General features: G+C 62.0%; 29 protein-coding genes and 2 tRNA genes. 10 read left to right on the forward strand and 21 right to left on the reverse strand.

What is annotated here, in order from left to right; genetic code table 11:
• Positions 1–59: 59 nt before the first annotated feature.
• The 7 genes from NKG99_RS12875 to NKG99_RS12905 form a co-directional block, all read right to left on the reverse strand.
• On the reverse strand, positions 60–731 hold the full coding sequence (locus NKG99_RS12875; protein ID WP_352867973.1) for a TIGR02117 family protein: 672 nt from the start codon (positions 729–731) through the stop codon (positions 60–62).
• 117 nt (positions 732–848) lie between these two features.
• Complete coding sequence (locus tag NKG99_RS12880; protein ID WP_031260969.1) at positions 849–1,598, reverse strand: amino acid ABC transporter ATP-binding protein; 750 nt, start codon at positions 1,596–1,598, stop codon at positions 849–851.
• A 78-nt stretch (positions 1,599–1,676) separates the two neighbouring features.
• Positions 1,677–2,834: an amino acid ABC transporter permease gene (locus NKG99_RS12885; protein WP_352867976.1), complete on the reverse strand. Its 1,158-nt coding sequence runs from the start codon at positions 2,832–2,834 to the stop codon at positions 1,677–1,679.
• A gap of 9 nt (positions 2,835–2,843) precedes the next feature.
• Positions 2,844–4,031 carry an amino acid ABC transporter permease gene (locus tag NKG99_RS12890; protein WP_352867977.1) on the reverse strand — a complete coding sequence of 396 codons (1,188 nt, stop codon included), beginning with the start codon at positions 4,029–4,031 and terminating at the stop codon, positions 2,844–2,846.
• 63 nt (positions 4,032–4,094) lie between these two features.
• The gene (locus tag NKG99_RS12895) at positions 4,095–5,123 is read right to left on the reverse strand and encodes an amino acid ABC transporter substrate-binding protein (RefSeq protein WP_352867980.1); all 1,029 of its coding nucleotides are present in this window, start codon (positions 5,121–5,123) and stop codon (positions 4,095–4,097) included.
• Positions 5,124–5,530: 407 nt separating this feature from the next.
• Positions 5,531–6,385: a DUF2182 domain-containing protein gene (locus tag NKG99_RS12900; RefSeq protein WP_352867983.1), complete on the reverse strand. Its 855-nt coding sequence runs from the start codon at positions 6,383–6,385 to the stop codon at positions 5,531–5,533.
• A gap of 9 nt (positions 6,386–6,394) precedes the next feature.
• On the reverse strand, positions 6,395–7,030 hold the full coding sequence (locus tag NKG99_RS12905) for a DUF1326 domain-containing protein (protein WP_352867986.1): 636 nt from the start codon (positions 7,028–7,030) through the stop codon (positions 6,395–6,397).
• A gap of 609 nt (positions 7,031–7,639) precedes the next feature.
• Here NKG99_RS12905 and NKG99_RS12910 point away from each other — a divergent pair.
• The 3 genes from NKG99_RS12910 (at position 7,640) to NKG99_RS12920 (ending at position 10,467) form a co-directional block, all read left to right on the forward strand.
• Positions 7,640–8,824: a cystathionine beta-lyase gene (locus NKG99_RS12910; protein ID WP_352867989.1), complete on the forward strand. Its 1,185-nt coding sequence runs from the start codon at positions 7,640–7,642 to the stop codon at positions 8,822–8,824.
• A gap of 130 nt (positions 8,825–8,954) precedes the next feature.
• The gene (locus NKG99_RS12915) at positions 8,955–10,043 is read left to right on the forward strand and encodes an HPP family protein (RefSeq protein ID WP_352867992.1); all 1,089 of its coding nucleotides are present in this window, start codon (positions 8,955–8,957) and stop codon (positions 10,041–10,043) included.
• A 115-nt stretch (positions 10,044–10,158) separates the two neighbouring features.
• Complete coding sequence (locus NKG99_RS12920) at positions 10,159–10,467, forward strand: cupredoxin domain-containing protein (RefSeq protein ID WP_352867995.1); 309 nt, start codon at positions 10,159–10,161, stop codon at positions 10,465–10,467.
• On the opposite strand, the gene NKG99_RS12925 is transcribed toward NKG99_RS12920, so the two are convergent.
• Positions 10,428–11,309: a crotonase/enoyl-CoA hydratase family protein gene (locus tag NKG99_RS12925; RefSeq protein WP_352867998.1), complete on the reverse strand. Its 882-nt coding sequence runs from the start codon at positions 11,307–11,309 to the stop codon at positions 10,428–10,430. The two genes, NKG99_RS12920 and NKG99_RS12925, sit on opposite strands and share 40 nt — an antisense overlap.
• 88 nt (positions 11,310–11,397) lie before the next feature.
• Between NKG99_RS12925 and NKG99_RS12930 the strand changes: the two genes are divergently transcribed.
• Entirely contained in the window at positions 11,398–11,979 is a 582-nt protein-coding gene (locus tag NKG99_RS12930; RefSeq protein ID WP_352868001.1) for a TetR/AcrR family transcriptional regulator, read from the forward strand.
• A 2-nt stretch (positions 11,980–11,981) separates the two neighbouring features.
• On the opposite strand, the gene NKG99_RS12935 is transcribed toward NKG99_RS12930, so the two are convergent.
• Together NKG99_RS12935 and NKG99_RS12940 are read right to left on the reverse strand one after the other, a co-directional pair.
• Positions 11,982–13,208 carry an anion transporter gene (locus NKG99_RS12935; RefSeq protein ID WP_352868004.1) on the reverse strand — a complete coding sequence of 409 codons (1,227 nt, stop codon included), beginning with the start codon at positions 13,206–13,208 and terminating at the stop codon, positions 11,982–11,984.
• Between the two features lie 154 nt (positions 13,209–13,362).
• Positions 13,363–14,328: a glycosyltransferase family 4 protein gene (locus tag NKG99_RS12940; RefSeq protein WP_352868006.1), complete on the reverse strand. Its 966-nt coding sequence runs from the start codon at positions 14,326–14,328 to the stop codon at positions 13,363–13,365.
• A 557-nt stretch (positions 14,329–14,885) separates the two neighbouring features.
• On the opposite strand from NKG99_RS12940, the gene NKG99_RS12945 reads away from it, so the two are divergent.
• On the forward strand, positions 14,886–15,644 hold the full coding sequence (locus NKG99_RS12945; protein ID WP_352868009.1) for a glycosyltransferase family 25 protein: 759 nt from the start codon (positions 14,886–14,888) through the stop codon (positions 15,642–15,644).
• Positions 15,645–15,784: 140 nt separating this feature from the next.
• Here NKG99_RS12945 and NKG99_RS12950 read toward each other — a convergent pair whose 3' ends face one another.
• Positions 15,785–16,429, reverse strand: a complete 645-nt coding sequence (locus NKG99_RS12950) for a GGDEF domain-containing protein (protein ID WP_352868011.1) — start codon at positions 16,427–16,429, stop codon at positions 15,785–15,787.
• A 40-nt stretch (positions 16,430–16,469) separates the two neighbouring features.
• Here NKG99_RS12950 and NKG99_RS12955 point away from each other — a divergent pair, with 40 nt between their 5' ends.
• Entirely contained in the window at positions 16,470–16,628 is a 159-nt protein-coding gene (locus NKG99_RS12955; RefSeq protein WP_352868013.1) for a hypothetical protein, read from the forward strand.
• Positions 16,629–16,731: 103 nt separating this feature from the next.
• Here the strand turns inward: NKG99_RS12955 and NKG99_RS12960 are convergent, their stop codons facing one another.
• The 3 genes from NKG99_RS12960 to NKG99_RS12970 all read right to left on the reverse strand — a co-directional run bounded on the left by NKG99_RS12960 (position 16,732) and on the right by NKG99_RS12970 (position 17,666).
• Positions 16,732–16,956 (reverse strand): hypothetical protein, encoded by a 225-nt coding sequence (locus tag NKG99_RS12960; RefSeq protein WP_352868015.1) that lies wholly within the window; start codon positions 16,954–16,956, stop codon positions 16,732–16,734.
• Positions 16,957–17,237: 281 nt separating this feature from the next.
• Positions 17,238–17,314 (reverse strand) — tRNA-Arg (locus NKG99_RS12965).
• 46 nt (positions 17,315–17,360) lie between these two features.
• Positions 17,361–17,666 (reverse strand): ETC complex I subunit, encoded by a 306-nt coding sequence (locus NKG99_RS12970; RefSeq protein WP_056587179.1) that lies wholly within the window; start codon positions 17,664–17,666, stop codon positions 17,361–17,363.
• Between the two features lie 124 nt (positions 17,667–17,790).
• Here NKG99_RS12970 and NKG99_RS12975 point away from each other — a divergent pair.
• A tRNA-Pro gene (locus NKG99_RS12975) sits at positions 17,791–17,867 on the forward strand.
• A gap of 54 nt (positions 17,868–17,921) precedes the next feature.
• Here NKG99_RS12975 and NKG99_RS12980 read toward each other — a convergent pair.
• The 6 genes from NKG99_RS12980 to NKG99_RS13005 form a co-directional block, all read right to left on the reverse strand.
• The gene (locus tag NKG99_RS12980) at positions 17,922–18,305 is read right to left on the reverse strand and encodes a type II toxin-antitoxin system VapC family toxin (protein ID WP_352868017.1); all 384 of its coding nucleotides are present in this window, start codon (positions 18,303–18,305) and stop codon (positions 17,922–17,924) included.
• Entirely contained in the window at positions 18,302–18,559 is a 258-nt protein-coding gene (locus NKG99_RS12985; RefSeq protein WP_352868019.1) for a type II toxin-antitoxin system Phd/YefM family antitoxin, read from the reverse strand. Before NKG99_RS12985 ends, NKG99_RS12980 begins: the two co-directional genes overlap by 4 nt.
• Positions 18,560–18,884: 325 nt before the next feature.
• Positions 18,885–19,589: a DnaA regulatory inactivator HdaA gene (gene hdaA, locus NKG99_RS12990; protein ID WP_352868021.1), complete on the reverse strand. Its 705-nt coding sequence runs from the start codon at positions 19,587–19,589 to the stop codon at positions 18,885–18,887.
• A gap of 1 nt (position 19,590) precedes the next feature.
• Positions 19,591–20,799 (reverse strand): AI-2E family transporter, encoded by a 1,209-nt coding sequence (locus NKG99_RS12995; protein WP_352868023.1) that lies wholly within the window; start codon positions 20,797–20,799, stop codon positions 19,591–19,593.
• A complete protein-coding gene (locus tag NKG99_RS13000) occupies positions 20,771–21,328 on the reverse strand; it encodes a CDP-alcohol phosphatidyltransferase family protein (RefSeq protein ID WP_352868025.1) in 558 nt (185 codons plus the stop codon). Before NKG99_RS13000 ends, NKG99_RS12995 begins: the two co-directional genes overlap by 29 nt.
• 207 nt (positions 21,329–21,535) lie before the next feature.
• The gene (locus NKG99_RS13005) at positions 21,536–22,525 is read right to left on the reverse strand and encodes a methyltransferase (RefSeq protein ID WP_352868027.1); all 990 of its coding nucleotides are present in this window, start codon (positions 22,523–22,525) and stop codon (positions 21,536–21,538) included.
• 249 nt (positions 22,526–22,774) lie between these two features.
• Between NKG99_RS13005 and purM the strand changes: the two genes are divergently transcribed.
• Genes purM through NKG99_RS13020 form a run of 3 tightly spaced genes read left to right on the forward strand, consistent with a single transcriptional unit; the run spans position 22,775 to position 25,119 of the window.
• Entirely contained in the window at positions 22,775–23,884 is a 1,110-nt protein-coding gene (gene purM, locus NKG99_RS13010) for a phosphoribosylformylglycinamidine cyclo-ligase (RefSeq protein WP_352868030.1), read from the forward strand.
• A complete protein-coding gene (gene purN / locus NKG99_RS13015) occupies positions 23,881–24,594 on the forward strand; it encodes a phosphoribosylglycinamide formyltransferase (protein ID WP_352868032.1) in 714 nt (237 codons plus the stop codon). Before purM ends, purN begins: the two co-directional genes overlap by 4 nt.
• Before the next feature lie 15 nt (positions 24,595–24,609).
• Positions 24,610–25,119, forward strand: a complete 510-nt coding sequence (locus NKG99_RS13020) for a SixA phosphatase family protein (RefSeq protein WP_352868035.1) — start codon at positions 24,610–24,612, stop codon at positions 25,117–25,119.
• Positions 25,120–25,326: 207 nt separating this feature from the next.
• Here the strand turns inward: NKG99_RS13020 and NKG99_RS13025 are convergent, their stop codons facing one another.
• Positions 25,327–25,569 carry a DUF680 domain-containing protein gene (locus NKG99_RS13025; protein WP_352868036.1) on the reverse strand — a complete coding sequence of 81 codons (243 nt, stop codon included), beginning with the start codon at positions 25,567–25,569 and terminating at the stop codon, positions 25,327–25,329.
• Positions 25,570–25,788: the final 219 nt, after the last annotated feature.

Here is a 25,788-nt window from a genome sequence, read left to right on the forward strand (position 1 = left end):
GGCAGGACAGAGGGGGGTGTGAAGGAACGCGACGCTTGCCAATTCGCGGAATGCCCCCGCTAATTATACAGCCGCATCGACAGGCCAAGCGATACAGGCAGCGGATTCCACCAGCCGGTGCGCAGGCCGGCGGTGCGCAAGGCGGCCGCCGTCCAGGTGTTGCAGCCGACCAGTGCATTGAAATGGCCGTTGGCTTCGTAAAAGCCGTCGAACCTGGAATAGGCCGCGTCCGAAACAAGGATCGGACCCTTCGGCCCCCGCTGGAAACTCGCACCGATGAAATCGAGCAGCGACGCGAACCGATCCTCGCCGATATCGAAGCCGGCAATGCCGGGATGACCTTCGTCGATGTCGCCGGAGACATCGACATGCATGACCGACGCATCGAGGGTCAGTGCCTTCATCACCGGCACTGCCTTCAACTCAGACCATGTCGGCGTCTCCAGATAGAAGGCGCGGCCGCCCCAGCCGAAGACGATGTAGCGGACCTCAGGGGCATCCGCCGGTATGCCGGCGTCGGCCAGGAAATGGAAACGCTGGCGCACGGCATCGTTGACCGGAATGGCAATGTCCGTGTGGATCGGGTTCTTCAGCACCAGGATGCGGTGCGTGTTGGCGGGTGCTGCCGCGACGGCCGGCCGCCACAGCGGGCGCGGCACGAGAGCGCCCATCGTCACAGCGAGCGCAATGACGATCAACAGAAGACCTAGAAAACGTCCCAGCCTTTTCATGAATGGCGGCCCCTGCAAACGCGTCCGGCGCAACACATCTGCCCACCTCCTGGCGGTCCATACGAAAAAAGCCCGGCCAAGGTTTCGGCCGGGCTTCTTCCGTCTGTGGAAAAACAATCAGTGCAGGATCTGCGACAGGAACAGCTTCGTGCGCTCGTGGCGCGGGTGGTCGAAGAACTCGGCCGGCGTGTTCTGCTCGACGATCTGGCCCTGATCCATGAAGATAACGCGGTTGGCGACCTTGCGGGCAAAGCCCATCTCGTGGGTGACGCACAGCATGGTCATGCCTTCTTCGGCAAGGCCAACCATGGTCTCCAGCACCTCCTTGATCATTTCCGGGTCGAGCGCCGAAGTCGGCTCATCGAACAGCATGATGCGCGGGTTCATGCACAGCGAGCGGGCGATCGCCACGCGCTGCTGCTGGCCGCCCGACAGCTGGCCGGGATATTTGTGGGCCTGTTCCGGGATCTTGACGCGCTTGAGGAAATGCATGGCGATTTCCTCGGCCTGCTTCTTCGGCGTCTTGCGCACCCAGATCGGCGCCAGCGTGCAGTTCTCGAGGATGGTCAGATGCGGGAACAGGTTGAAGTGCTGGAACACCATGCCCACCTCGCGGCGGACCTCGTCGATCTTCTTGAGATCGTTGGTCAGTTCCTTGCCGTCGACGATGATCTTGCCCTTCTGGTGCTCTTCCAGACGGTTGATGCAGCGGATCATCGTCGATTTGCCGGAGCCCGAAGGGCCGCAGATGACGATACGCTCGCCGCGCATCACTTTCAGATTGATGTCCTTCAGCACATGGAATTCGCCATACCATTTGTGCATGGCGATGATGTCGATGGCGACATCGGTGGTGGAAATCTGCATCTTGGCGGCGTTGACCTTGATCTCTTCCGCGCTAACGGCATTTTCGGTGGCCATGACAGGGTCCCCTTGTTCTTTTGTTTAGCGTTTGTGGCCGGTGTCGAGCCGACGTTCGGTGAACATTGAATAGCGCGACATGCCGAAGCAGAACAGCCAGAAGACGAAGGCCGCGAAGATCAGGCCAGACCTGGCCGTCTGCGCCGTTGCCCAGTTTGGGTCGGAGAAGTTCTGCTTCACAATGCCGAGAAGGTCGAACATCGAGATGATGATGACCAGGCTGGTGTCCTTGAACATGCCGATAAAGGTGTTGACGATGCCGGGGATCACCAATTTCAGTGCCTGCGGCATGATGATGAAATACATCTTCTGCCAATAGCCGAGGCCGAGCGAATCCGCACCTTCATACTGTCCCTTGGGGATCGCCTGCAGTCCGCCGCGCACCACTTCGGCCATATAGGCGGCGGCAAACAGCGACACGCCGATCAAAGCGCGCAGGAACTTGTCGAACGAGACGCCGGCCGGCAGGAACAGCGGCAGCATGACACTGGCGAAGAACAGCACGGTGATCAGCGGGATGCCGCGAACCGTCTCGATGAAAACGACGCACAGCGTCTTGATGATCGGCATCTTGGAACGGCGGCCGAGCGCCAGCACGATGCCCAGCGGCAGCGACACGGCAATGCCGACGAAGGACAGGCTGAGCGTCACCAGCAGCCCGCCCCACAGCGAGGTTTCGACATGCGGCAGGCCGAACATGCCGCCGACCAGCAGGATGAAGGCGACGATCGGCAGTGCAAAGAACAGCAGAATGGCATTCAGGCCCTTGCGCGGCACCTTCGGGATAAGCATCGGCACCAGCAGAGCCACGAACAGGATGGCGACCAGGATCGGACGCCAGCGCTCCTCGATCGGATAACGCCCGAGCATGAACTGGCCGAATTTGGCATTGACAAAAGCCCAGCAGGCGCCGGTCCAGCCCTCCGGCTGGACGCCGCCTTGCGTCACGGTGGCGCATACGGTCCGGTCCGGCCCGGTCCACACAGCGTTGATGAACGCCCAGTTGATGATTTGCGGCAGGATCATCGCCACCAGGGCGATGCCGACGATGGTCATAATGGTGTCGCCGGTGGAAGCGATCAGGTTCTTGCGCACCCACGCGCCGAAACCCGTGACGCCGGCAGGCGCTGGCTGCGCCAGCGCCATTTCGCTGCGCACCCAGGACATATCATGTTCTTGCATGTCCTTACCTCACCTCTCCACCAGCGCCATCTTGGCGTTGAACCAGTTCATCACAACCGAGGTCAGAAGGCTGATGGCCAGATAGATCACCATCATGATCACCACGCCCTCGACCGCCTGGCCGGTCTGGTTCAGCACCGTGCCGGCGGTCGCCGTCAGGTCCGGGTAGCCGATGGCGATGGCGAGCGACGAGTTCTTGGTCAGGTTGAGATACTGGCTGGTCAGCGGCGGAATGACGATGCGCATGGCCTGCGGCACGACGACCAGCCGCAGGATCGATCCGGGCCGCAGCCCCAACGCACCGGCAGCTTCCGTCTGGCCCGTGCTGACACCCCTGATGCCGGCGCGTACGATCTCGGCAATGAAGGCGGCGGTATAGCAGGACAGCGCCAGATACAGCGACAGGAACTCGGGCCTGACCTGGAAGCCGCCGGTCAGGTTGAATGTCGATTGCTTGGGGTAATCGAAACTCAAGGGGAAGCCGCTCAGCGCATAGGCGAGCAGCGGCAGCCCGACGATCACCGCAGCGGACGTCCAAAACACCGGAAATTGCTGGCCGGTCGCCATCTGCCGCTGCCGCGCCTTGCGCGCGACGAACCACGCCATGGCGATGCCGACAAGCAGAGCGACGAAGATCAGCCACGAGCCGTCGCCCCAGACGGCGCGTGGAAAATAGAAGCCGCGCTGGTTGAGGAAGGAGCCGAACGGCAAATTGATGCTCTCGCGCGGCGGCGGCAACACGGCAAGCACGCCGGAATACCAGAAGAAGATGACCAGCAGCGGCGGGATGTTGCGGAACACCTCGACATAGACCGTGCAGATCTTCCTGATCAGCCAGTTTTGCGAAAGCCGGCCGATGCCGACAATGAAGCCGATGATTGTCGCGGTGATGATGCCGACGACGGCGACGATCACGGTGTTGAGGAAACCAACCAGGATGGCACGGCCATAGGTCGAATCCGATGAATAAGCGATGGCGCTTTCGCTTATGTCGAAGCCGGCGCGGCCCTTGAGGAAGCCGAAGCCGGACGCGATGTGCAGCCGGGTCAGATTGTCGATGACGTTGTGGGCAATCCACCAGACGCCAGCCACCAGCACGACGACGACCACCGCCTGGAAGAATACGCCCCGGACCCTCGGATCGTTGATGAAGGAACCGCGGCTGGGCTCCTCGCGAAGAACTTCCTGCGATGCCATTCGACCGTCCCCTGGAAAGAGAAACCGGGAAGCAGACGACCCGCCTCCCGGATCACATTTCGATCAGCGGATCGGCGGAGCGTACTGCAGGCCACCCTTGGTCCACAGCGCGTTGATGCCGCGCGCGATCTTCAGCGGGCTGCCCGAACCGACATTGCGTTCGAACATTTCGCCATAATTACCCACGGCCTTGACGATGTTGACGACCCAGTCGTTGGAGACGCCGAGATCGGTACCGATCTTGGTATCGGCTTCCTGGCCAAGCACGCGCTTGATCTCCGGGCTGGGCGAGTTCTTCATTTCGTCGACATTGGCCTTGGTGATGCCAAGCTCTTCCGCCTGCAACAGTGCGAAATAGGTCCACTTGACGATGTGGTACCACTGGTCGTCGCCCTGGCGCACGGCCGGTCCGAGCGGCTCCTTGGAGATGATCTCTGGCAGCACGACGTGGTCGGCCGGCGAGCCCAGCGTCAGGCGGATGCCGTAGAGGCCCGACTGGTCGGTGGTGTAGACGTCGCAACGGCCGGCGTCATAGGCGGCGTTGACCTCTTCCAGCTTTTCGAAGACGACCGGATTGTACTCCATCTTGTTGGCCTTGAAATAGTCGGCCAGATTGAGCTCGGTGGTGGTGCCGCTCTGCACGCAGACGGCGGCGCCGGAAAGCTGCAACGCCGAATTGACGCCCGGCAGCTTCTTGGCATTGATCATGAAACCCTGGCCGTCATAGTAGGTGACGCCGATGAAATTCAAGCCAAGCGCCGTGTCGCGGTTGATGGTCCAGGTGGTGTTGCGCGACAGGATGTCGATCTCGCCGGACTGCAGCGCGGTGAACCGCTCCTTGGCGCTGAGCGGCGTGAACTTGACCTTGGTGCCGTCACCAAAGACGGCGGCCGCGACAGCGCGGCAGAAATCCGCATCGATGCCTTGCCAGTCACCCTTGTCGTCCGGCGCCGAGAAGCCGGCCAGGCCTGTCGAGACGCCGCACTGGATGAAACCCTTCGCCTTGACGGTATCGAGCGTGGCCGCCGACGCGGCCGACGCCATCAACCCAAGCGTGGCGGCGCCAAGAATGCCGATAGCAATATGTTTCATGACCCACAGACCCTTTTCTCTGTTTTTCAGGGCAAACCCTGACCTTTTTCCCGTGTGAATGCAGTTCCCGTTCCGGCCCATTCCCGGAACCCCGCATCGGTAACCGACGCGCAGCCTCCCATTCACGAATGTCATCGAAGGCGATAATTCCTGTGAGGTCAAGGGAAATGACCGAAACCGAAGGAGTTTGAAAACCGATTGCCGCAAATGCCTGAATTGCAGACAAACGCGCCCGCGAATTAGTCAGCAGCGCAAATAAAGACGGCAAAGCTCATACAACGCAAATGCAGGCCGCGGCAGGCGAGATTCATCCCAGGCAATACCTCGGCGTTACTGACCCGGCGCAATGGTATCCAACGCATATTGGGCGGTTGCGAGCCAATATCGCCTTGAGACAAGGATCGTTTTCAAAGCGCCCGAAAGACGAGCCAGGTTCCGATAGCAGCCATCAACGCGCCGGAAACGCGCGGGATCAACTGCCCGGTCGGGACCGTTTTCTCCAGCAAGACAAGGATGGCGATGCCGGCGATCCAGAGCACGTTCATGACGCCGCCGACGAACAGCAGAGCCATCAGCGCCCAGCAGCAACCGAGACAATAGGCGCCATGATCGACGCCGAGCCGAAGTGCGCCGAGCGGAGTTGAGCGGAACCCGCCATGGCTGGCCAGGAACGCGATCGGCGCCTGACATTGGCGCAGGCAGACGCCCTTCATCGGCGTCCATTGATAGAGACCAGCGGCGATCAGGACGAGCCCACCGAGGATCGCGCTGTCGGTCGCCATCGAGGGATCGAGCAGGGCAAGACGGGCGAGCAGCCATTGCGCACCGGTCGCCACGATGCTGAACACGACCCAGACGGCGAGATAGCCGGCAAAAAACCATCCCGTCGAAGCGATAGGCCGGCCATCCGCTCGCGCCTTGCGAGCGACGCCGGCATAGAGCAGCAGCATCGGCGCGACCGAAGGCGTCATCATGCCGACCATCATCACCGCCCACATCGTGAAGATGAAAGCGAAATCGGCCGATGCCCATGCCCGAAAACCGGGCGCCACCGTGGCGCCCATATCCATGCCGCCCATGTTCGACATGTCCACTCCCGCCATGTCACTGCCTGCGCTGTCCGGCAAGGGGGAGCCGGGCATGACCATGTGGGCGGCGAGCCACAGCACGTAGGCCCAGGCGAGCACGGCAATCACGACGAGCGCGGCCGTTACGACCGCGCGGTCGCGCCGCAGCACCGCCTCGAGGGCCGTGTCGGTCATTGGATCAGGTCAATGCACGATGCCGCTCTGCGTGAGATGCAGATTGGCGAAATGGCTGTGCGAATCGGCTAGTTCGAATTTGATTGGGCTCGTCGTCTTGGTCCAGCCACGCCCGACTTCGGCGATCGCGTATTCGAAGCCGTGCGGCAGGTCGATGCGCGCCCGGTGTTCCGCGCCGGTTACCGGATTCTTGATCGGCTCGCCATGGCCGTCGGTTACGCCGTTGACGTGCAGCCGCGCGGTTCGCGCGCCGACATCGACCTTGAATTCGATCGGGGCAAAGATCGGATCGTGGAATTTCTCCAGCGTGGTCGAAAAGACCTGGAATATCGTCGCACCTGGTTCGGTATCCAGACCGCCCAATATGCGAAGCAGCGCACCACGCTGGGCCTCGGTCGCCCTCTCGTCGATAACCACAGCGGCTTCGCCCCTGCCCTCGTGTATGGCGCCGGGCCAGCGGAAAATCCCGACGAACCGCAATCCGTCGAGCTTGGTGTCGCCGTGATGGCCACTCTCGATTTCCATGCCAGCAACCGCTTCACAGAAACCGTATGTCGGCATGGCGTTGAACTGGCACGGGCAGCCATAGGCGCAGTTGCAGTTGGTGAATTCGCGCGCCTTCATTGTCCATTTGACGTCGGGCATGGCATTCCTCCCCTTGCCGCGCGCACGCTTCGTGAACGCGATCCGGATCGTGGAGGACCAGAAGGACAACCGGCAACAACCATCCGGCAGCATCTGATCGAAGCAATCCGGCGATTAATATTAGCAGACGATTATATATCTTTCGCAATCGTCCACAATAGGCCGATCGGCGGAGATAGGGCTCCGAACTCAGGTTAACAAAAGACCTGACGACAGCCAGTTCGGCGGTGTTGGCAGTTTTTGTGCCGGCAGCTTTTCACGATAGGAATTTTTTCTTGATTCCGTGACCTCAGCTATGGTACATGTTCGTCCATGGTGCTGATTTGCGCCAGTGACCCGCCGCACAGGCGGGTTTTTCATTTGACGCTCCGTCAGCCAACGCGCCGGCGAAGGCTGCGAGGGAACCCGTTAGCCCGAGTTCGTTGCCCTGTCGGCGGAGACTGGCGCTGTTGCCTACAACGCACCGCCGGGGTCGCGTCACTCCCCGCATCGCCACCGTCTGCCGCGACGAATTGGCATATTCGAAGTCCATCCCCTGGCGGCCGGTGGCTGTTGCACGGTCCATGACGCCGCACTATGGCTAGCGGCTTGTCAACAAGGCGACGCGGAATGGCGAAAGACGGCAGCGAACACTTTAGCGGCGGGATGGGCATCAACACGCGGCTTGCCCATTCAGGCAACAATCCGCATGACTATTTCGGCTTCGTCAATCCGCCGGTGGTGCATGCCTCGACCGTGCTTTTTCGTGACGCGGCTTCGATGGCGGCACGCAGCCAGAAATACACCTACGGCACGCGCGGCACGCCGACGACCGATGCCCTTGCCCACGCCATAGACGCGCTGGAAGGCTCGGCCGGCACGATCGTGGTGCCATCGGGCCTGGCGGCGGTGACCGTGCCGCTGCTCGCCTTCGTGTCGGCGGGCGACCATCTGCTGATCGTCGATACCGTCTATCACCCGACCCGCAACTTCGCCGACACGATGCTGAAGCGGCTGGGCATCGAGGTCGAATACTACGCTCCCGAGGTCGGCGCCGGCATCGCGGCGTTGATCAAGCCCAACACCAAGGTGGTGTTCACGGAATCGCCGGCGTCCAACACGTTCGAGGTGCAGGACATCCCGGCCATCGTCAAGGCGGCGCACGCCGCCGGCGCCATCGTCATGATGGACAACACCTGGGCGACGCCGCTGTATTTTCGTCCACTGGACCACGGCGTCGACATCTCGATCCATGCGGCGACGAAGTACCCGGCCGGCCATTCCGACGTGCTGCTGGGCACGGTGTCGGCCAATGAGAGCTGCTGGAAGCATCTCTATGAAAGCTTCTGCACGCTTGGCTGCTGTGCCGGACCCGACGACGTCTACCAGGTGCTGCGCGGCCTGCGCACCATGGGCGTGCGCCTGGAGCATCATCAGCGCAGCACGCTCGCCATCGCCTCCTGGCTCGAAGGCCAGAAAGGCGTGGCGCGCGTGCTCCACCCTGCCCTACCCAGCCACCCGGACCACGATTTGTGGAAGCGCGACTTCTCCGGTTCGAGCGGCATCTTTTCCATCGTGCTTGCCGGCGGCGGCCAGAAGCAGCAGCACGCCTTCCTCGACGCACTGCGGATCTTCGGCCTCGGCTATTCCTGGGGCGGCTATGAGAGCCTTGCCGTGCCGGTCTGGCTCGGCGACCGCGTTGTCGCGAAAGCGCCCTATGAGGGTCCGTTGATCCGCCTGCAGATCGGCCTCGAGGATGTCGACGACCTGAAGGCCGACATTTCGCGCGGCCTGACCGCCGCGGCGGCTGCGTAGCGGAATTCTATTCCCTCAAACTGCTGTTTCCCGGATCAGTTTGGCTTTCAAATCCAATGTTGCCGCGTCATTGCGGTGCGAACAGTACACTTTCGACTTCCCCTGGAATACGGCAGAGTTTTTCGACGTCATGGCCTTCCGCCTCTTTGTTCCCATTCTTGCCGGCGCGACGCTGCGCGAGCGCCTTGTCGCCTGCATCGGCGCGACGATCGGCATTGCACTCACCGGCGTCATCGCCAGCCTTGTGCTCGGCAACGGTCCGCATGTGCCGCTGCTGGTGGCGCCGATGGGGGCGTCGGCGGTGCTGCTGTTCGCCGTCCCCGCCAGCCCGCTGGCGCAGCCATGGTCGATCATCGGAGGCAACACGATATCGGCATTGGTCGGCGTGATCGTGGCGCATTTCATCCATGAAACCGCGCTTGCCACGGGCGTCGCGGTGGCACTGGCCATCGCCGCCATGTCGTTCACGCGCTGCCTGCATCCGCCGGGCGGAGCCGCCGCCCTGACCGCGGTGCTGGGAGGGCCCGCCGTCATCAGCGCCGGCTTCCTGTTCCCATTCGTGCCGGTGGCGCTGAACTCGATCCTGCTGGTGGCGCTCGGCTACGGCTTCCACAGACTGGCCCGGCGCAATTATCCGCATGTGCCGGTTGCAGCACCGGCGAATAGCCACGGCACCAGCGATCCGCCTGCACAGTCGCGCGTCGGCTTCCGGTCCGAAGACATCGATGCCGCGCTTGGCGCACTCGACGAGACATTCGATATCGATCGCAGCGATCTCGACCGGCTGCTGCGGCAAGTCGAATTGCAGGCGATGGTGCGCGCGCACAAGACCCTTCTGTGCGAGGACATCATGTCGCGCGATGTAATCTCGGTCGACGCACACACCTCAGCCGAGTCGGCGCGCCAATTGCTGCTCGACCACAACATCCGCACCTTGCCGGTCGTCAACGCGGAGGCAAGGCTGGCGGGCACCGTGGGACTGCGGGAATTGACCCAGGCCTGCGGTTCGGTTGGGTCCGTGATATCGCCCGCCGCGACCGCCGCCGCCGATTTCGCCGCCATGGGTCTGCTGCCCGTGCTCACCGATGGCCGCAGCCATGCGGTGATCATCGTCGACGACGACGAGCGGATTCTCGGGCTGATCACCCAGACCGATCTCCTGGCGGCCACGGCGCGCCTGCAGGCTGCTGACAAGCCCTCATTGGATGCGGTAGTTTAGCGGCCGCCGGACCCGGAGAAAGATCTTCGGGAACCTTTTGCCGGCAACAGCGTCCAATCTCTCAATCTCAGAATGCCGAACACGTCGCCGGCATGCTGAAGTAAGGACCGGGAGCATGCCGAAACGCCATCTGTGGATTGCGTTGATGCTGGCCGGCGGTATCGTCCCGGCGCAAGCTGAAACCATCCGGGTCACCATCGACAAACTGGTGTTCTCGCCGGCCGCCGTCGAGGCGAAGGTCGGCGATACGATCGAGTGGGTGAACAAGGACGCGTTCGCCCACACGGCCACTTTGAAAGGTGGCTGGGAGGTGATGATCCCGCCGAAGAAATCCGCGAGCCTGACATTGAAAGCCGCGGGATCGGTCGACTATTTCTGCCGCTTTCACCCCAATATGAAAGGCCGGCTGGTGGTGGCGCCCTGATCCGACGCCAGCGAGGCTCGCCTGGGCTCGTCAGGCCGCGCGATATGCGTCCATGTGCCGTCATTGCGCGGCTCGCGCCGCTCGATCCAGGCATCGAGCCCTTCGCGCAAATCGGCGGTCGAGGCCATGCGGGCGAACTGCTCGGCCTCGACCAGCAGGCCGTCGGCGATGCTCCGGTTGAGGCCCTGCGCCACCGCCGCGAGGATGCTGGCGATCGCCAGATCGGAGTGCCGCAGGATACGCCTGGCCAGGCCGATTGCGGCCGGCATCAAATCGCCATGCGGCACCACCTCGTTGACGAGGCCAAGTTCGAGAGCGCGCCGCGGCGGGAACCAATCGCCGGTCAAAAGCAGTTCCAGCGCCCGCTTGCGCCCTGCGAGCCTGGGCAAGCGCTGCGTTCCACCAAAAGTCGGCGGCATCGCAAGGTTGATTTCCGGCTTGGCGAACAAAGCCCGGTCGCTGGCAATGGCCAGCGGCACCGCTTCGGTGATTTCGCAGCCGCCACCAAAGGCAATGCCGTTGACGGCGGCGATGACGGGTTTGCGGAAGGCTTCCAGCCTTGCCGTCAGCCGCTGCCCGCGCATGACGAAGTCCCGCATCGCGACATCGACGCCAAGCGCCACGCTGGCCGAGAACTCGGCGATGTCGCCACCCGCCGAAAATGCCCGCTCCCCTGCTCCGGTAAGAATGACCGCCCGGACGCCGTCGTCGATTTCGATGTCGTCGAGGATCGCAAGCAGGCGATCGATCAGGGCATAGTTCAGCGCGTTGAGTTTCTCCGGCCGGTTAAGGGTGAGGATGGCAATCCCATCCTTGGTATCATTGAGGACAAGATCGGTCATTGGCTCTTCCTTCTCCATCATGCTGATGAGCCGGAAGACTATGCCCTTTGGCGCTTGTGTATATTCACTAGTCGGTATACCTAGGCTCATGCCTGACGCACAAAGCCCCACCCGCAAACGCATTGTCGATGCCGCGACCAGGCTCTTCTACGCCGAAGGAATCGGTCGCGTCAGCGTCGATGCCGTCGCCGAGGCGGCGGGTCTCACCAAGCGGACGCTCTACTACCATTTCAAGAGCAAGGACAACCTCATCGCCGCATATCTCGATGGCCGCGACCAACCCAATCTGAAGCGGATGGCCGGCTGGTTCGATGCTGCCGAAGGCGGCGCGGATCGCAAGGTTGAGGCGATCTTTACCAATCTGGCACGGGCCGCCCGCCATCCGAAATGGAAAGGATGCGGCTTCCTGCGCACGGCCGCGGAACTCGCCTCGATGCCCGGACATCCGGCGATCAAGGTCGGGTCGCGGCACAAGTCGAATTTCGAAACATGGCTGGCTGGCGCATTGTCGGACCACGGCGTCGCGGCGCCGCAAGCCTTGGCGCGCGAGATCGTACTCCTGATCGACGGCTCGTTTTCGATCATGCTGATCCACCACAACCCCGATTATATCGAGGCGGCCGGCCGCGCCGCGGCGACGCTTGTGCGGGCGCGGACTTCAAGCGACTAGATCTAGAACCCAAACGCCAGCCATGCAGTGCCCACGCCAAGCGTGATCAGCGTCAACGGCAAGCCGACCCTGAAGAAGGCGCCGAATGACAGCTGCGTGCCGGCGGCCCGTGCCTGTTCGGCGACGATCAGGTTGGCGACCGAACCAAGCAGCGTGAAATTGCCGGCCAGCGTCGAGCTCATGGCGACGACCAGCCAGGCACGCTCGGGGTTTTCAAGGCCGGGAATGAAAGGCCGCAGCGCCAGCACGGCCGGGACGTTGCTCATGATGTTGGAGAGCACCGCGGTGAAGCCCGACAGGCGCCAGACATCGTCCAGACCGAGGTTCTTTGCCGAGGCGATCATCTCTGATGTAAGAAGCGTCTTTTCGGCGCCGGCGACCACAATGAACAGGCCGGCGAACATGAACAGCAGCGGACCGTCGATCTCGCGGTAGATGCGTTCCGGCTTGATGGCGCGGGTGAGCAAGAGGATCGCGCCGCCGATGAGTGCCGCCTTGGCGACGGGCACACCAGCGAAGAAGGCAATTGCCAGTCCGATGCACACCACTACCGCCTTCAGCACCTGCCGCTTGTGCATGCGGCCACGCGAGACCTCGGGCGTCAATGGGACCTTACGAGCGAATTCGGCCCGGTAGACGATGCGGATGATGACAACGACCGCGACGAGGCCGAACAGAGCGACCGGAGCGAGTGCCGCCGAAAAGGCCGGATAGGAAATGCCCGACAGCGCGCCGATGACCATGTTTTGCGGATTGCCGGTGATGGTGGCGACGCTGCCGCAATTCGACGCGGTGGCGGTGGCGATCAGATAGGGGATCGGGTTGCGCTTGATGACGCGGGTGACGTGGACGACGATCGGCGCCATGACAAGGCAGATGGCGTCGTTAACCAGGAAGGCCGACAGCACGCCGGTCAGCAGCGTCACCATCACCAAAAGCATGAAGGGCGCATGCGCGTGCTCGATGGCCATGGCGCCAAGGCCGCGAAAGGCGCCCGACACTTTCAGATGCGCCACCACGATCATCATGCCGAGCAGAAGCGTGATGGTGTCGAAATTGATCGCCCGGTAGGCGTCCTCCATGCTGAGCGCGCCGATGGCGATCATCGCGGCCCCGCCGAGCAACGCGATCCCCGCCCGGTCGAGGCGCAGGCCGGGGATGCGGCCAATGGCGACACCGGCGTAAGTCAGGACAAGGATCAGCAGAGCCGCCGCGCTCATCAATGTCATCGGTAAGAAGTCCTGCTCAGCCTGTGGTGCGCGCTGGCTGTCCGCCCCGATGGTCCGCCTGCATGCCGGCTTTAACGCGATGTCGAGATCGTTGACAACACACGGACACGTGTTGCGCCGAGGGTGTCCGCGAAGCCCGACGGATGATGTGCCGCTAACGCAGATAGAAATCCAGCCGCCGTCGCAGTGCCTGCGGCGAAAACAACTGCTCGACCGTCTGCCGCGCCTCGCGACCCACTGTCGCCCGCAGTTTCGGATCGGCTTTGAGATCGGCCAGGATCCGCGCCGCCTGTTGCGTCGTCTCGAACAGGAAGCCGTTTTCGCCATGCCTGATGTGGTCGGCGTAGCCGCCATGCGAATGACAGACCACGGGCAAACCACAGGCCATCGCCTCCAACACCACGCGACCGAACGTCTCCACCACATGCGAGCCGGTGCGATAGTAGAATGCGTCCAGCTTCAACAGGAACTGTTCGGCGGCAAATTGGCCCTGCGGCAGGAGTTCCAATCGCGGATGGAGCGCGAGCCGCTCCTTCAGCGGCATCCCGCCCTGAATCCGCACCGCAGCGCCATCCGCCAGCAATGCCTCGTAAAGCGGCGCATCGTCGGCGTGGTGCTTGTCCGGCGCATCGCGGCTCAGCCGCCCCACCGCGAACGGACCATCCGGTCGGACCAGCCTTGGTGAAAAACGTCCGATCTCGATCGGCGACGGATGCACGACACCGTCGATTTGAAGCACGCTTTTTTGAAAATCGGAAATCAGCACCAGTTCGGCTTCGGGCCAGTTCAGCATGCGGGGCATGCGCGCCGTCAGCGCGATGACTTTCGGGTGAAAGGTGTTGAAGACGTAGATCACCCGGCGCGGCCGCGGGATCAGGTAAGGCCATATTTTGTTGCGCCAATGCGCTCCGAGAAAGACATAGGTGCCGCCATCCGGCATGTTCCGCGTTAGCGGCGAGATGCGGCGGATTGGTGAGTGTCGCATCAACTCGCCGGACACCCTGGAGGAGGTTGCCCACAGACGCACCTCCGCGTCCGCGCTCAACAGCCGATAGAGTTCCAGCGTCTCGAGGTCACTGCCGCCAAAGGGGCTCTGAAAGCCATTGAATAGATGGAGCATTGTTGCCGCGCTTTGCCCTGGCTGGCCAGTTGTTTTAGTGAAAACCTGACCGTTGTCGTACTGCCCGCTCGGGCGATCGATGGCGTTGCTTGACGCCGAACGATTGAAGACATTACTTTATGCCAAGCAGACCTAACGCTGCTGAGAAAAAAATATTTTTGAACATAGACGCCTTCAAAAAAAATTAGGTCTCAAAATATTTATCGTCTATTGCGCAATTTTCGTCAACTGGAACACATATCCGAAGCGGCGCCTCTTAAAGCTGTGAGAAGGCTTTGTCAAAGCACCCCAGCCATCCGTTCCTGATGTCGAACGACGAGACTGGCGAAAAGCTACGTCTCAATCCAGCAACCCCCGACTATCTCGACTTTGTCCATCCAGACAGGTATCTCGACAGAAGCGGGTCATCCACTAGAGAGCGAAAGGTGATTGGCAGACTGGGAGCGTTGCGGCGGAACTATTCGTTTAAGCCCGTCATTCCGGGCATGGAGGGATGGATTCCGAGGTCAAGGTTCAAAGCAGTAATTATAGTCGGGCATAGCCCTTGGGAAGCATCAATGAAATGTATGGTCATCAACCTCGATCGTTCTCCCGATCGACTTGCCCATGTCACGGCTGAATTCGCGAAGATTGGTGTCTCGTTCGACCGGGTTCCTGCCGTAGACGCGTTGCGTCGACCGGAATTTTGCGAGACTTCACCAAATTTGACCCCCACGGAAATCGCCTGCCTTATGAGCCACAAGATTTGCTGGAAAGTCATCGCGGATGGCGATGATGCTTTTGGTGTGATCTTCGAAGATGACATCATTTTGTCCGAAGCAGCTGGCCCGATGCTTTCCGATGACGGATGGATTCCGGCCGACGCCGATATCGTCAAGCTGGAAACATACCTAAGGAAGACAGTTATCGCGATGAAGCGTGCTTCCGTCGGCCGTGCGTTTTCGGTGGCTAGACTATATGGCTTCCACATCGGATCGGCCGGCTACATTCTTTCGAAGCAAGCAGCGCACGATCTCATCAGTGGAAGTCTCGATGCGCCCGTCGATCACGTTGTCTTCGATCCGTCACTTCCAACATCGTCGAGCAAAACCATATATCAACTCTTGCCCGCGCTATGTGTGCAACATGATCTTGTGCGCGAGAGGATCTTCGGATTGACCAGCCTCCTTAGCGAGGAGCGGCTCACGAGAGCTCGAACAAATTCCGCTCCAAAGAGGAGCCCGACCGAAAAGCTCCTGGTCGAAACGAGGCGCATAGGTCGACAGATTTTCGATGTCTGCCGTCTCAGGCGTGAGAAAGCCATCCCTTTAGCGTGATGTCGGCAAAGCGAAAGCGCCGTCTACTTCAAAGCCTTCACAAATCAGTGGGCTGTCCGAGTGCCCAAGGTTCTTGTCCGCAATTGTAAAAGGACGCGACGGTTTCAAGGGTGCGATGGCCACCCATGATCAGGCTACTCTCAATGCACCGTGGTGACGCTGGGTTTAGGCACCGGGGCGGCCGCCGCCGGATCGAAGCTGACCTGATCGCGCCCGTTCGACTTGGCCGTGTAAAGCCTCCTGTCTGCAGCGGAGAAGATTTCCTGATAGGTGATCGGGCCGGTAAAACTCGTGCCGCCGATGCTGACGGAAAGCGGGCAAGGTCTGCCACCGGGCGAAAAGTCCATCTCCCTGATACGCCGGCGGATGCTTTCGGCAACCACCCAGGATTGCGAAGGATCCACGCCGGGAAGAAACACGCCGAATTCTTCGCCGCCGATGCGGCCGACAATATCGCCGCCACGCAGTTGCCCTTTGATCGCCTGCGCTATCAGCTTGAGCGCCTGGTCGCCGCAGTCATGGCCCAGGCGGTCATTGATCAACTTGAAGTGGTCGGCGTCGATGATCAGCAGCGCCCCCGAACGGGTCTGCTCCTGCTTGCGGGTCTGCTCGAGATAGGCCTCGACCAGCATCGAGAAGGCACCACGGTTCAGCACCGCCGTCAGGCTGTCGGTCGCGGCAATGACGCTGAGGTCGCGCTGCGCGATGGCCAACTGGCGAATCTTCCACATGAGGAAAAACAAAAACGAGCCGCCCAGCACCAAAGGCAGCATCAGGTCGGTCATCTGCGCCCGCCACACGGCCTCGCGCGACAGATAGGGGAAATTGAAAGAATCGACGAAGAACGCCACGGCAATGAAGAATGCCGTACCGGCGATGGTCACAGCGATCACCCTGCCCCAACTCGTCGGCGACAGATCGATCCTCATCGCGTTCAACTCCGTTAGTCGCCGCTACCATGACGGACCAACGCAAACAAATTGATAAGACTTTCCCTCCAATTGAATATCGGGCGGCATGGCAACGGCCGCCGACGGCGGCCGCGCTGGCTCTCGCGATCAGAACTTCGGGCTGATGGAGGGAAATGTCAGCGGTTGGACGCCTGTTCGCCCAGCGTCTCGACAACGAAGGATGCCGCGATTAGATCGTCGGCATCCAGCCGTAGGGAGCCGTCGCCCGGCCCCATGATGGCGGCGACCTTGTGAAACGTTTTCATCTCATGGTCGGAAATTTCCGCATCCTGCATTCTCGCCCTGAGTTCAGCGATACGCCGCCCCAACGAAGGGGACGTTCCAATTTCACGTTTCGACATAGCCTGGCTTCTCCTCCCCCAACCCGCGCTTGTTTTGCCCCACCCATTCGCCGGCCCGCACATTGCCTTTTTAATAGGCACCGCGAATACAAGGCCCCGAACGCGTTATGAGAGCTAAGGTTCCAACCCTGCCAGATCACGAAATAATTCCGGAGCGCCGCGCCGAATGGGCTGCAAGTCCAGACTGGATTCCCTGCTGCATAGAGTTGCGGCGCTGACAGTCGCTGGATGCCAGGGCTTGCGGCATTGATCAGACCACCGGCACAAGTCTTTGAAATTACTGGCGATCCCGACAGGATTCGAACCTGTGACCATCGGCTTAGAAGGCCGGTGCTCTATCCAGCTGAGCTACGGGACCGCTGGCCGGCCTTTGGGCCGGCTGGATACTTGACGCTGGCCGCCGTTCAATGCGTCCAGGGCGTCCTGCGGTCATAGCGGAAATTCTCCGCATAGGAAATCTGGCGGCGCTTGGTCTCTTTCGGCTCCTCGACGCGGTAGGCGAGTGCTTCCTTTTCGGCATAGGCCACCGCCTCTTCGCGCGTATCGAAGGTGAGCCTGATCTGGCTTCTCATGTCTCCCGACGTCGTATAGCCCATCAGCGGGTCGATCTTCTTGCGCATCTCGGGGTCGAATTCCAGCACCCAGTAGCCGGTCTTGGCCTTGCCGGACTGCATCGCGGTTTTGGCAGGGCTGAAAATGCGCGCGGACATGGCCACCTCGTTATTGTGCAAGGCAGCATCGCCACCCTTCGACCGTCATTACTGCGCAATGCGCATGGCGGCAAGGTTTTTGCACTTGCCATGCTCCACTGAAATGAATAGGCAACAGACCGTTCGGAGTGTAGCGCAGCCTGGTAGCGCATCTGGTTTGGGACCAGAGGGTCGGGAGTTCGAATCTCTCCACTCCGACCATCCACCATCCCTGGCAATGCAAATGCCCCGGCGATGGTCACCCTGCTATGGTTCCTAGAGCACACTCTCTATGTCGGTCTTAGAAAAATCGCCGCCGACATAAAGCAGGCGGCAGGCATGCTCCTTCGCCACTTCGTAGGCGAAGCAGTCGCCGAAATTGAGTCCAGCCGGGTGGTTGCCCTCGCCCCATCGAGCATAAGCCTCGGCGATGCGGCGCGCCGAGGCCGGCGTCACCGCCACTATCTCGAAACCAAGTCCGTCGATCAGGCCGGACAACTCTTCACCGACATTGCGTCGTGCCGCGACGATCAAGGCTTCGGCCACGGTGCCGGCGGAGATCAGAACGTCATCCCCGGCTTCGAGGGCGGCGATACACAGGTTCGCATCGGGCTCATCAAGAACAATCGCCATGAGAGCCGAGGTGTCGACCGCGATCATTCGGGCAGGCCATCATCACCATAGAGGAAATCCTGGCTACGGGCAGCGGACGGTCCGGCCTTCGCCTTGGCAGCCCCTGCCGCACGCGCGGCTTCCAGGAGCGCGCGGCGGCCCACCCTGTCGGGCATTGCCTTGATGGGGACCAGCCGCACCGCGGCATGGCCGTGACGGGTCAGAATGACCTCGTCGCCCGCCTCCGCACGGCGCACCAACTCGGTCAACTGCCCCTTGGCATCGGTGACAGATACTTGCATTGGTCGCTCCTTATGGACCATTCGATGGTCCATAACTCAGCAGAGAGACAGACCATCGAATGGTCCGCTTCAACAACCGAAGCAATGGAGGCTGATGATTGCCGTTGGGAATGTCCACCGCCGCGGCACCGGCGATCGCTCGATGCATTTGAAGGCAAGCTCGCCGGGCGAGAACCCAAGCGCCTCACTCCCAGGGCCTACAACCTGATTTGGAGCGCAGGCAGGACCGGGGCCAGCCGGCAAACTCATGCAATTACGTCGCACGAAGTGTTTCGCGGTTGCATGGCCGAGCAGGGTTTCGTCTCTCGCTGACCCGGCGGCGCCCTCAAATCTCGAACTCGCCTTGCCCTTCATCCATGGCGCTGACGGTTTCCGCGGCGAGCGTGCGCGTGATCGGCGTCTTGCGCTCGAGCGCGGTGCGATCCAGCCTTTCCACCACGCGCATCGCTGTCGCCAGCGAGCGCTCGATACGGCGCACCAGGTATTGCACGACATGCGGCTCGACCTCGACCTGGCGGTCGGCGAACAGCTTGGTGATGACGCCGGCAAGCAAGAGATCGTCGGGCTCATGGATCTCGACCGTCGCCGCCGCCTTCAACCGTGAGGAAAGGTCAGGCAGCCTGACACCCCAGGCCGAGGGAAAGCGTCGCGCCGTCAGGAGCAGCGTGGACCCGGCACCACGCACCGCATTGATCAGATGGAACAGGCCATGTTCATCAACCGCTCCGGTATCGACATCGTCGATCAGTGCCGGGCGGGCGCCGAGATTGGCGATGCTGTCACCGATACGCTTGGCGTCGATCGCAACCGCGTTGGCGCGTTTGCGCCATATGGAGGCCAGATGTGTCTTGCCCGAGCCTGCGGGACCGGCCAGCACCACCACCTGCGAAGGCCAGTCCGGCCAGCGATCGACCAAGGCTACAGCCTGGTTGTTGGTGCCGGAGACGACGAGCTCGTCGCGCGAATAGCCGGTGCCATGGCCGAGATCGAGCGGCAACTGGCGCGGCGGATCGGTTGGCTGGGCAGTCACGTCAGCGACGCGGTTGCGTGCGGTGGCCGCCGCCGCGATCGGCCGGAAGCTGTGGCACAGGCCCCGCGCCGTGACCTTTGTAAAGCGGCGATTCGAGATAGCGGGCTATGGCAAACCGCACCAGCACGGCAACGGCAGCGGAAGCCGGCACCGCGATCAACAAGCCGACGAAGCCGAACAGCGCGCCGAAGGCAAACAGCGAAAACATCAGCCACACCGGATGCAGGCCGACGCTTTTGCCGACCAGCCGCGGCTGCAGGATGTTGCCCTCGATGAACTGGCCGATGAAGAACACCACCGCGACGGCGACGATCATCGTCCAGTCCGGCCAGAACTGAACGAAGGCGACGCCGACGGCCAGCACCAGCCCGGTCAGCGAGCCGACATAGGGAATGAAGGAGATCAGCCCGGCGAACAGGCCGATGAGGATGGCGAAATTCAGCCCGGTCAGCGTCAGCCCGGTGGCGTACATGGCGCCCAGCACCAGGCACAGCGTACCCTGGCCGCGCACGAAGCCGGCGGTGGCGGTGTTGATGTCCTTGGCGATGGCGCGCACCGTCGCGACATTGTCGCGCGGCACCCAGCTGTCGATGACCGCCACCATGCGGTCCCAGTCGAGCAGCATGTAGAAGGCGACCACCGGCGTCACCACGAACAGGCTGACCACCGAGACCAGCGCCACGCCGGAACTCCAGATCGAGGTGAAGACCGTGGTGAGCAGGCCGAAGCCGGAGGTCAGCAGCGAATTCAGTCCGTCGCGCAAGCCATTGGCGTTGACACCGAACTTCTGTTCCAGCCATTTCGGATCGAAAGAAGTGATCAGGCTCTGCAGCCGGGTCAGGTATTCCGGCAATTTGCCGGCGAAATCGGCCATCTGCGTCGCCAGCACCGGAATGAGGATGACGAAGGCCAGCACCAGCACGATAAGGAAGGTGATGAGGATGACCACCGTCGCCATGAAGCGCGACAGGCCGAGCCGCTGCAGCCGGTCGGCGACCGGATCGAGGAAATAGGCCAGCACCATGCCGGCGACGAACGGCAAAAGGATGCCTGAAAAGACGTAGAGGAACAGCGCCAGCAGGACGGCGCTGATCAGCCAGAAGCGGATCTGGCGGCGAAACGCCAGAGACGCAGTTTCGCCTGCCGCCGCGGCCTCGGCGGCCGCTTCGATGGATTCTTGATCAGGTGCCCGGTTTGGAGCCTTCGCCATAGCCGCTCATATGCCTCAGCCAAGCCACGAGATAGGCCGCGGCCGAAGCCACGGTCAAGACCCCGGACAGCAATATGAGGCCTGGCCTTAGCGGGTCGAGGTGAACCGACAGGGCAAGTTCGCCGAGCACCACCGAGGCCAGCACGATCTGGATGGCGGTGTTGGCCTTCGACACGAAAAGCGGCTTCATCTCGACCGGATGGGCCATGACGGTGGACAACACAACGGCGCAGACGATCAACGCGTCGCGCGACACCATGGTCACGACGAGCCAGAGCGGCAATTGCCCGATGAAGCCCATGACGACGAAGACCGAAACCAGCAGCAGCTTGTCGGCCATCGGGTCGAGATAGGCGCCGAGCGTTGACTGCTGGTTGAACCGGCGGGCGATAAAACCGTCGACGCCGTCGGAAATGCCGGCAACGAGGAACCCGGCAAAGGCCCAGTCCCAGCGCGCCTGCAGCATTGCCAGCACCACCGCCGGCACCAGAACAAAGCGCAGGATGGTGATCAGATTGGGGACGGTCAAATGCGTGCCTGTTGGGTTTGCTTGCCGATAAATGATGGAGACGAAGGAGGATCGCAAGGGAGAAGCGCCAGACATGGCAAAGGTCTGTTTGAACCCCTATGCCCTGCCGGCCATCTCGACATGCGATATCCCTAACCTTCACGGAAAAGGTGCGGTCGCTGGACAGCGAAGTACCGCGACCTGGGCTCGCGGCGACAACTTCTTTGGTCAGACCGCCGATGCCTCAAGGATGGAAATGGGTCCTTGGGTCTGAATCACTCGTTCAAGGCGTAGCCCAGCGACGTCGAACAAGCTTGCATATTGGACCCGCGTTCTTTCTAGGCCGCCAGTGACGGCGAGCATGACCACGTCGATACCCTTGATCTGGTTCGGTTCGTCACCTGGCGGCACGAGCGTCTCGGCCACAAGCACCTTCCCGTTCGGCAGCATTGCCTTGCGGCAATTTCGCAGGATCTCCACGGCACGCCCATCATCCCAATCGTGAACGACCTTCTTGATGACGTAGACGTCCCCGGTGGGAACACTTTCAAAGAAATTACCGGCGACAAATTCGGTACGCGGCAGGTCGCCTCCGGCACCCTGGCGTGCTGCCGCGACGCCCGACGGCAGATCGAAAAGCACGCCGTCCAGATGAGGGTTGCGAGCCAGGATCGCCGAGAGAAGCTGGCCATGTCCGCCGCCAACGTCGACGATCCGCGTGAACGGCTTGAAATCATAGGCTTCGGCAACGGCCTCGTTACTGCCTTGGCTCAGGGCGACCATGGCACGCTGAAACAAGGCAGCCTGTTCCGGATGTTCCGACAGCCAGTCAAACCTTGGGCTCCCGAACACCTTGTCGAAGGCCGGCTTTCCGGTGCGGACAGAATGCAGCAGCTGCTCGAAGGCAAGATAGGCCTCGCTGTTGATCATACGGATGAAGTCACGGGGACCCGGCCGATCGGAGCGCAGCACCGCACCAACCTCCGTCAACTCGAAATGACGGGGCAGCACTTCCCTAAACACCCCTTCAGGCGCGAGAAGTCGCATTACACGATAAAGCGAGTCAGCATCCGATTGAGTGGCAGCCGCCAGTTCATCTACCGACCGCTCGCTGGCAGCCAGGAGATCGGGGATGCCGAGTTCGATAATGACGCGCAGCGCCTGTGACACGGCGAATCCGAAGCCTAGTCTCATGATCTGTTGCGAAGGATTGAGCATGCCTTGTCCCCCAATGCCTGATGCATGGCAACAGAGCACCAACAACAACTACATACAAGGATGCAAAGGGGTGAGGCGAAAATGGAGACGCGAGGTTTTGCCTCCGATGAGAAACGAGGGCCGAGGAGATTTTGCACAAGGGGCGCCATCGCCTCGTTTTTATCGGGGTAAAAGCCAACCATTCTGTCGTCATCCTTGCGAGGCGCAGCCGTTCATGCGAAGAGCCCGCAAACGAGCAGGAAAATTGCGATGAGCAAGCGCGACACAAGCCAGCCCAAAACGGGCCAGCCCAAAACGAGCAAGCGCAGGAACGGGCTCACCTATGCCGAGGCCGGCGTCGATATCGACGCGGGCAATCTCATGGTCGAGAAGATCAAGCCGCTGGTGCGCGCGACGCGCCGGCCGGGCGCCGACGGCGAGATCGGCGGCTTCGGCGGCCTGTTCGACCTCAAGGCCGCCGGCTTCACGGATCCGGTGCTGGTGGCGGCCAATGACGGCGTCGGCACCAAGCTCAAGATCGCCATCGATGCCGGCAAGCACGACACGATCGGCATCGATCTCGTCGCCATGTGCGTCAACGACATCGTCGTGCAGGGAGCCGAACCGCTGTTCTTCCTCGACTATTTCGCCACCGGCAAGCTCGATCCCGACCAGGGTGCCGCGATCGTCGGCGGCATCGCCGAGGGCTGCCGCCAGGCCGGCTGCGCGCTGATCGGCGGCGAGACGGCCGAGATGCCCGGCATGTATCATGGCAACGACTACGACCTTGCCGGCTTTGCGGTGGGCGCGGCGGAACGCGGCCAGCTCTTGCCCACCGACGACATCGTCGAAGGCGACGTTCTGCTGGGCCTCGCTTCCTCGGGCCTGCATTCGAACGGATATTCGCTGGTGCGCCGCATCGTCGCCGTCAGCGGCCTGGCGTGGGGCGATCCGGCGCCGTTCAACGACGAGGCCACCCTGGCAGAGGCGCTGCTCGAGCCGACCCGCATCTACGTCAAGTCGATCCTCAAGGCCATCCGCAACACGCATGGCATCAAGGCGCTCGCCCACATCACCGGCGGCGGCTTCCCGGAAAACATTCCGCGCGTGCTGCCCAAGGATTTTTCGGCCGAGCTCGACCTCGAGGTGATCGACGTCCCTCCAGTGTTCTCGTGGCTGGCCAAGACCGGTGGCGTCGAGCCGGAAGAGATGATGCGCACCTTCAATTGCGGCATCGGCATGATTTTGGCGGTCGCGTCCGGCCAGGCGGCGCAGGTCGCCGCCGTGCTGCAGGAGGCCGGCGAGACGGTGACGCCGATCGGCCGCATCGTGCCGCGCCGAGATGCCGGCGTCATCTATCGGGGCTCGATCGGCCTATGAGCGTACAGAGGAAACGCACCGTTGTCCTGATCTCGGGGCGCGGCTCCAACATGACCGCGCTGATCGCGGCGGCCAGCGACCCGGCCTTCCCGGCCGAGATCGTCGGCGTCATTTCCGACAAGGCCGACGCCGCCGGCCTCGGCATCGCCAGGGCGCGCGGCATCGCCACGCAGGTCATCTCGCGCGCCGACCATGGCAGCAAGCAGGCGCATGATGCCGCCATCGACGCGGCGCTCGTGGCATTCAATGCCGAGATCGTGGCGCTGGCCGGCTACATGCGCATCCTCACCCCCGGCTTCGTCCAGAAATGGCAGGGCCGCATGATCAACATCCACCCTGCCCTGCTGCCGGCTTTCAAGGGGCTCGATACTCATGCGCGCGCACTCGCCGCCGGCATGCGCATCCATGGCTGCACCGTGCATTTCGTCACCTCCGAGATGGATGACGGCCCGATCATCGCCCAGGCGGCCGTGCCGGTGATGGTTGGCGACAATGCGGATACACTGGCTGCCCGCGTGCTGAAGACCGAGCACCGGCTCTATCCGCTGGCGCTGGGGCTGGTCGCCGAAGGCAAGGCGCGCATGGAGGCCGGCCGCACCGTGCTTGCGCACTTTGCCGACGATGCCGACAACAGCACCTCGGTGGTGATGGCCCCTGACCCGCTGCGCGAGGAAGCCGACCTCGAGCACCTGGCGCGCATCACGCCGTGAGCCGAGAGCGTGGCGATGAAACAGCTTCTCCTGCTTCGCCACGCCAAATCGAGTTGGGACGATCCGGCACTCGATGATTTCGACCGTCCACTCACCGACCGCGGATTGAAGGCGGCACACTTGATGGGGCGCGAGCTTGCGGCGCGCGACTGGCTGCCGGACCTGGCGCTGGTGTCGCCGGCACTGCGCGCCCGCGACACCTGGCGGCTGGTGGCGGCGGAACTGCCCGCGCATCCCAAGGTCGTATTCGCCAAGGCGCTGTACGACGCTTCAGCGGCGGATATTCTAAGCCAGATTCATCAGGTCGACCCGTCGGGTGGCAGCTTGCTCGTGATCGGCCACAATCCGGGCCTGGAAGACCTGGCCAGACAGCTTGCCGGGCCAGGGTCGGAGGCCAAGGCGCGCAAGAAGCTCGAGGAAAGATTCCCGACGGCAGCCCTCGCGCGCTTCGTCTTCGAGGGCGACTGGTCGGGCCTGTCCTGCGCCCGGCTGACACATTGTCTGCGGCCGAAGGATCTGGGCTAGGATCCAGGCGCGGCAGGCCAAGCCTGCCATGCAGCGGACCCCGGCCAATCCAACTTTATTTTTGGGCGAGAACTGTTTGTTGCCGACGGCGAGGATTGGCTGCTTGAGCCGGCGCCCCCGGCGGCGCTACTCCGCGCAAAAAACAAGAGCGGCGGGCCAAGCCCACCGCTCTTTGTAGTCAGACTTGGTAGTCGAGACTAGCCTAGATTAGCGGCCCCAGATGCCCTGGCCAGACTCAGCCGGCACCTTGGCGTTGGCGTCGCCCTGTGCCTTCGAGGGCTTCAGGATCGAGCCGGTGTGCGAGGTGTCGATGTTGAAAGTCGACTGGCTCGAAGGCGACTGGTTGGGAACCGGCTGGTTGGCATTGTAAGAGCCGTAATTGTCGCTGCCGGCAAAAGCAGTGCCCGAGGCGACGAGGATGGCGGCGGCGGTAAGAGCGATCTTGGTCATTTTGTTTACTCCAGTATTTCTTTGTTCTGTCCGTCTGGTGGCGTGCCCTTGGGAGGAATTTCGCGTCGCTCGGACCACCCCGAGATGGGTTTGCCCCGCCACGGATTCCAATCACGAAGATGTTCCACGGATCGTGCGATTTCGGCCCTTGAAATTCGACAAACAGCCTCCGCGGTCATTATTTTATTCATCAAAATCAGATTGTTGGCAGAAACCCCC

This window comes from Mesorhizobium sp. M1409, from assembly GCF_040317535.1.
Taxonomy (GTDB): Bacteria; Pseudomonadota; Alphaproteobacteria; order Rhizobiales; family Rhizobiaceae; genus Mesorhizobium.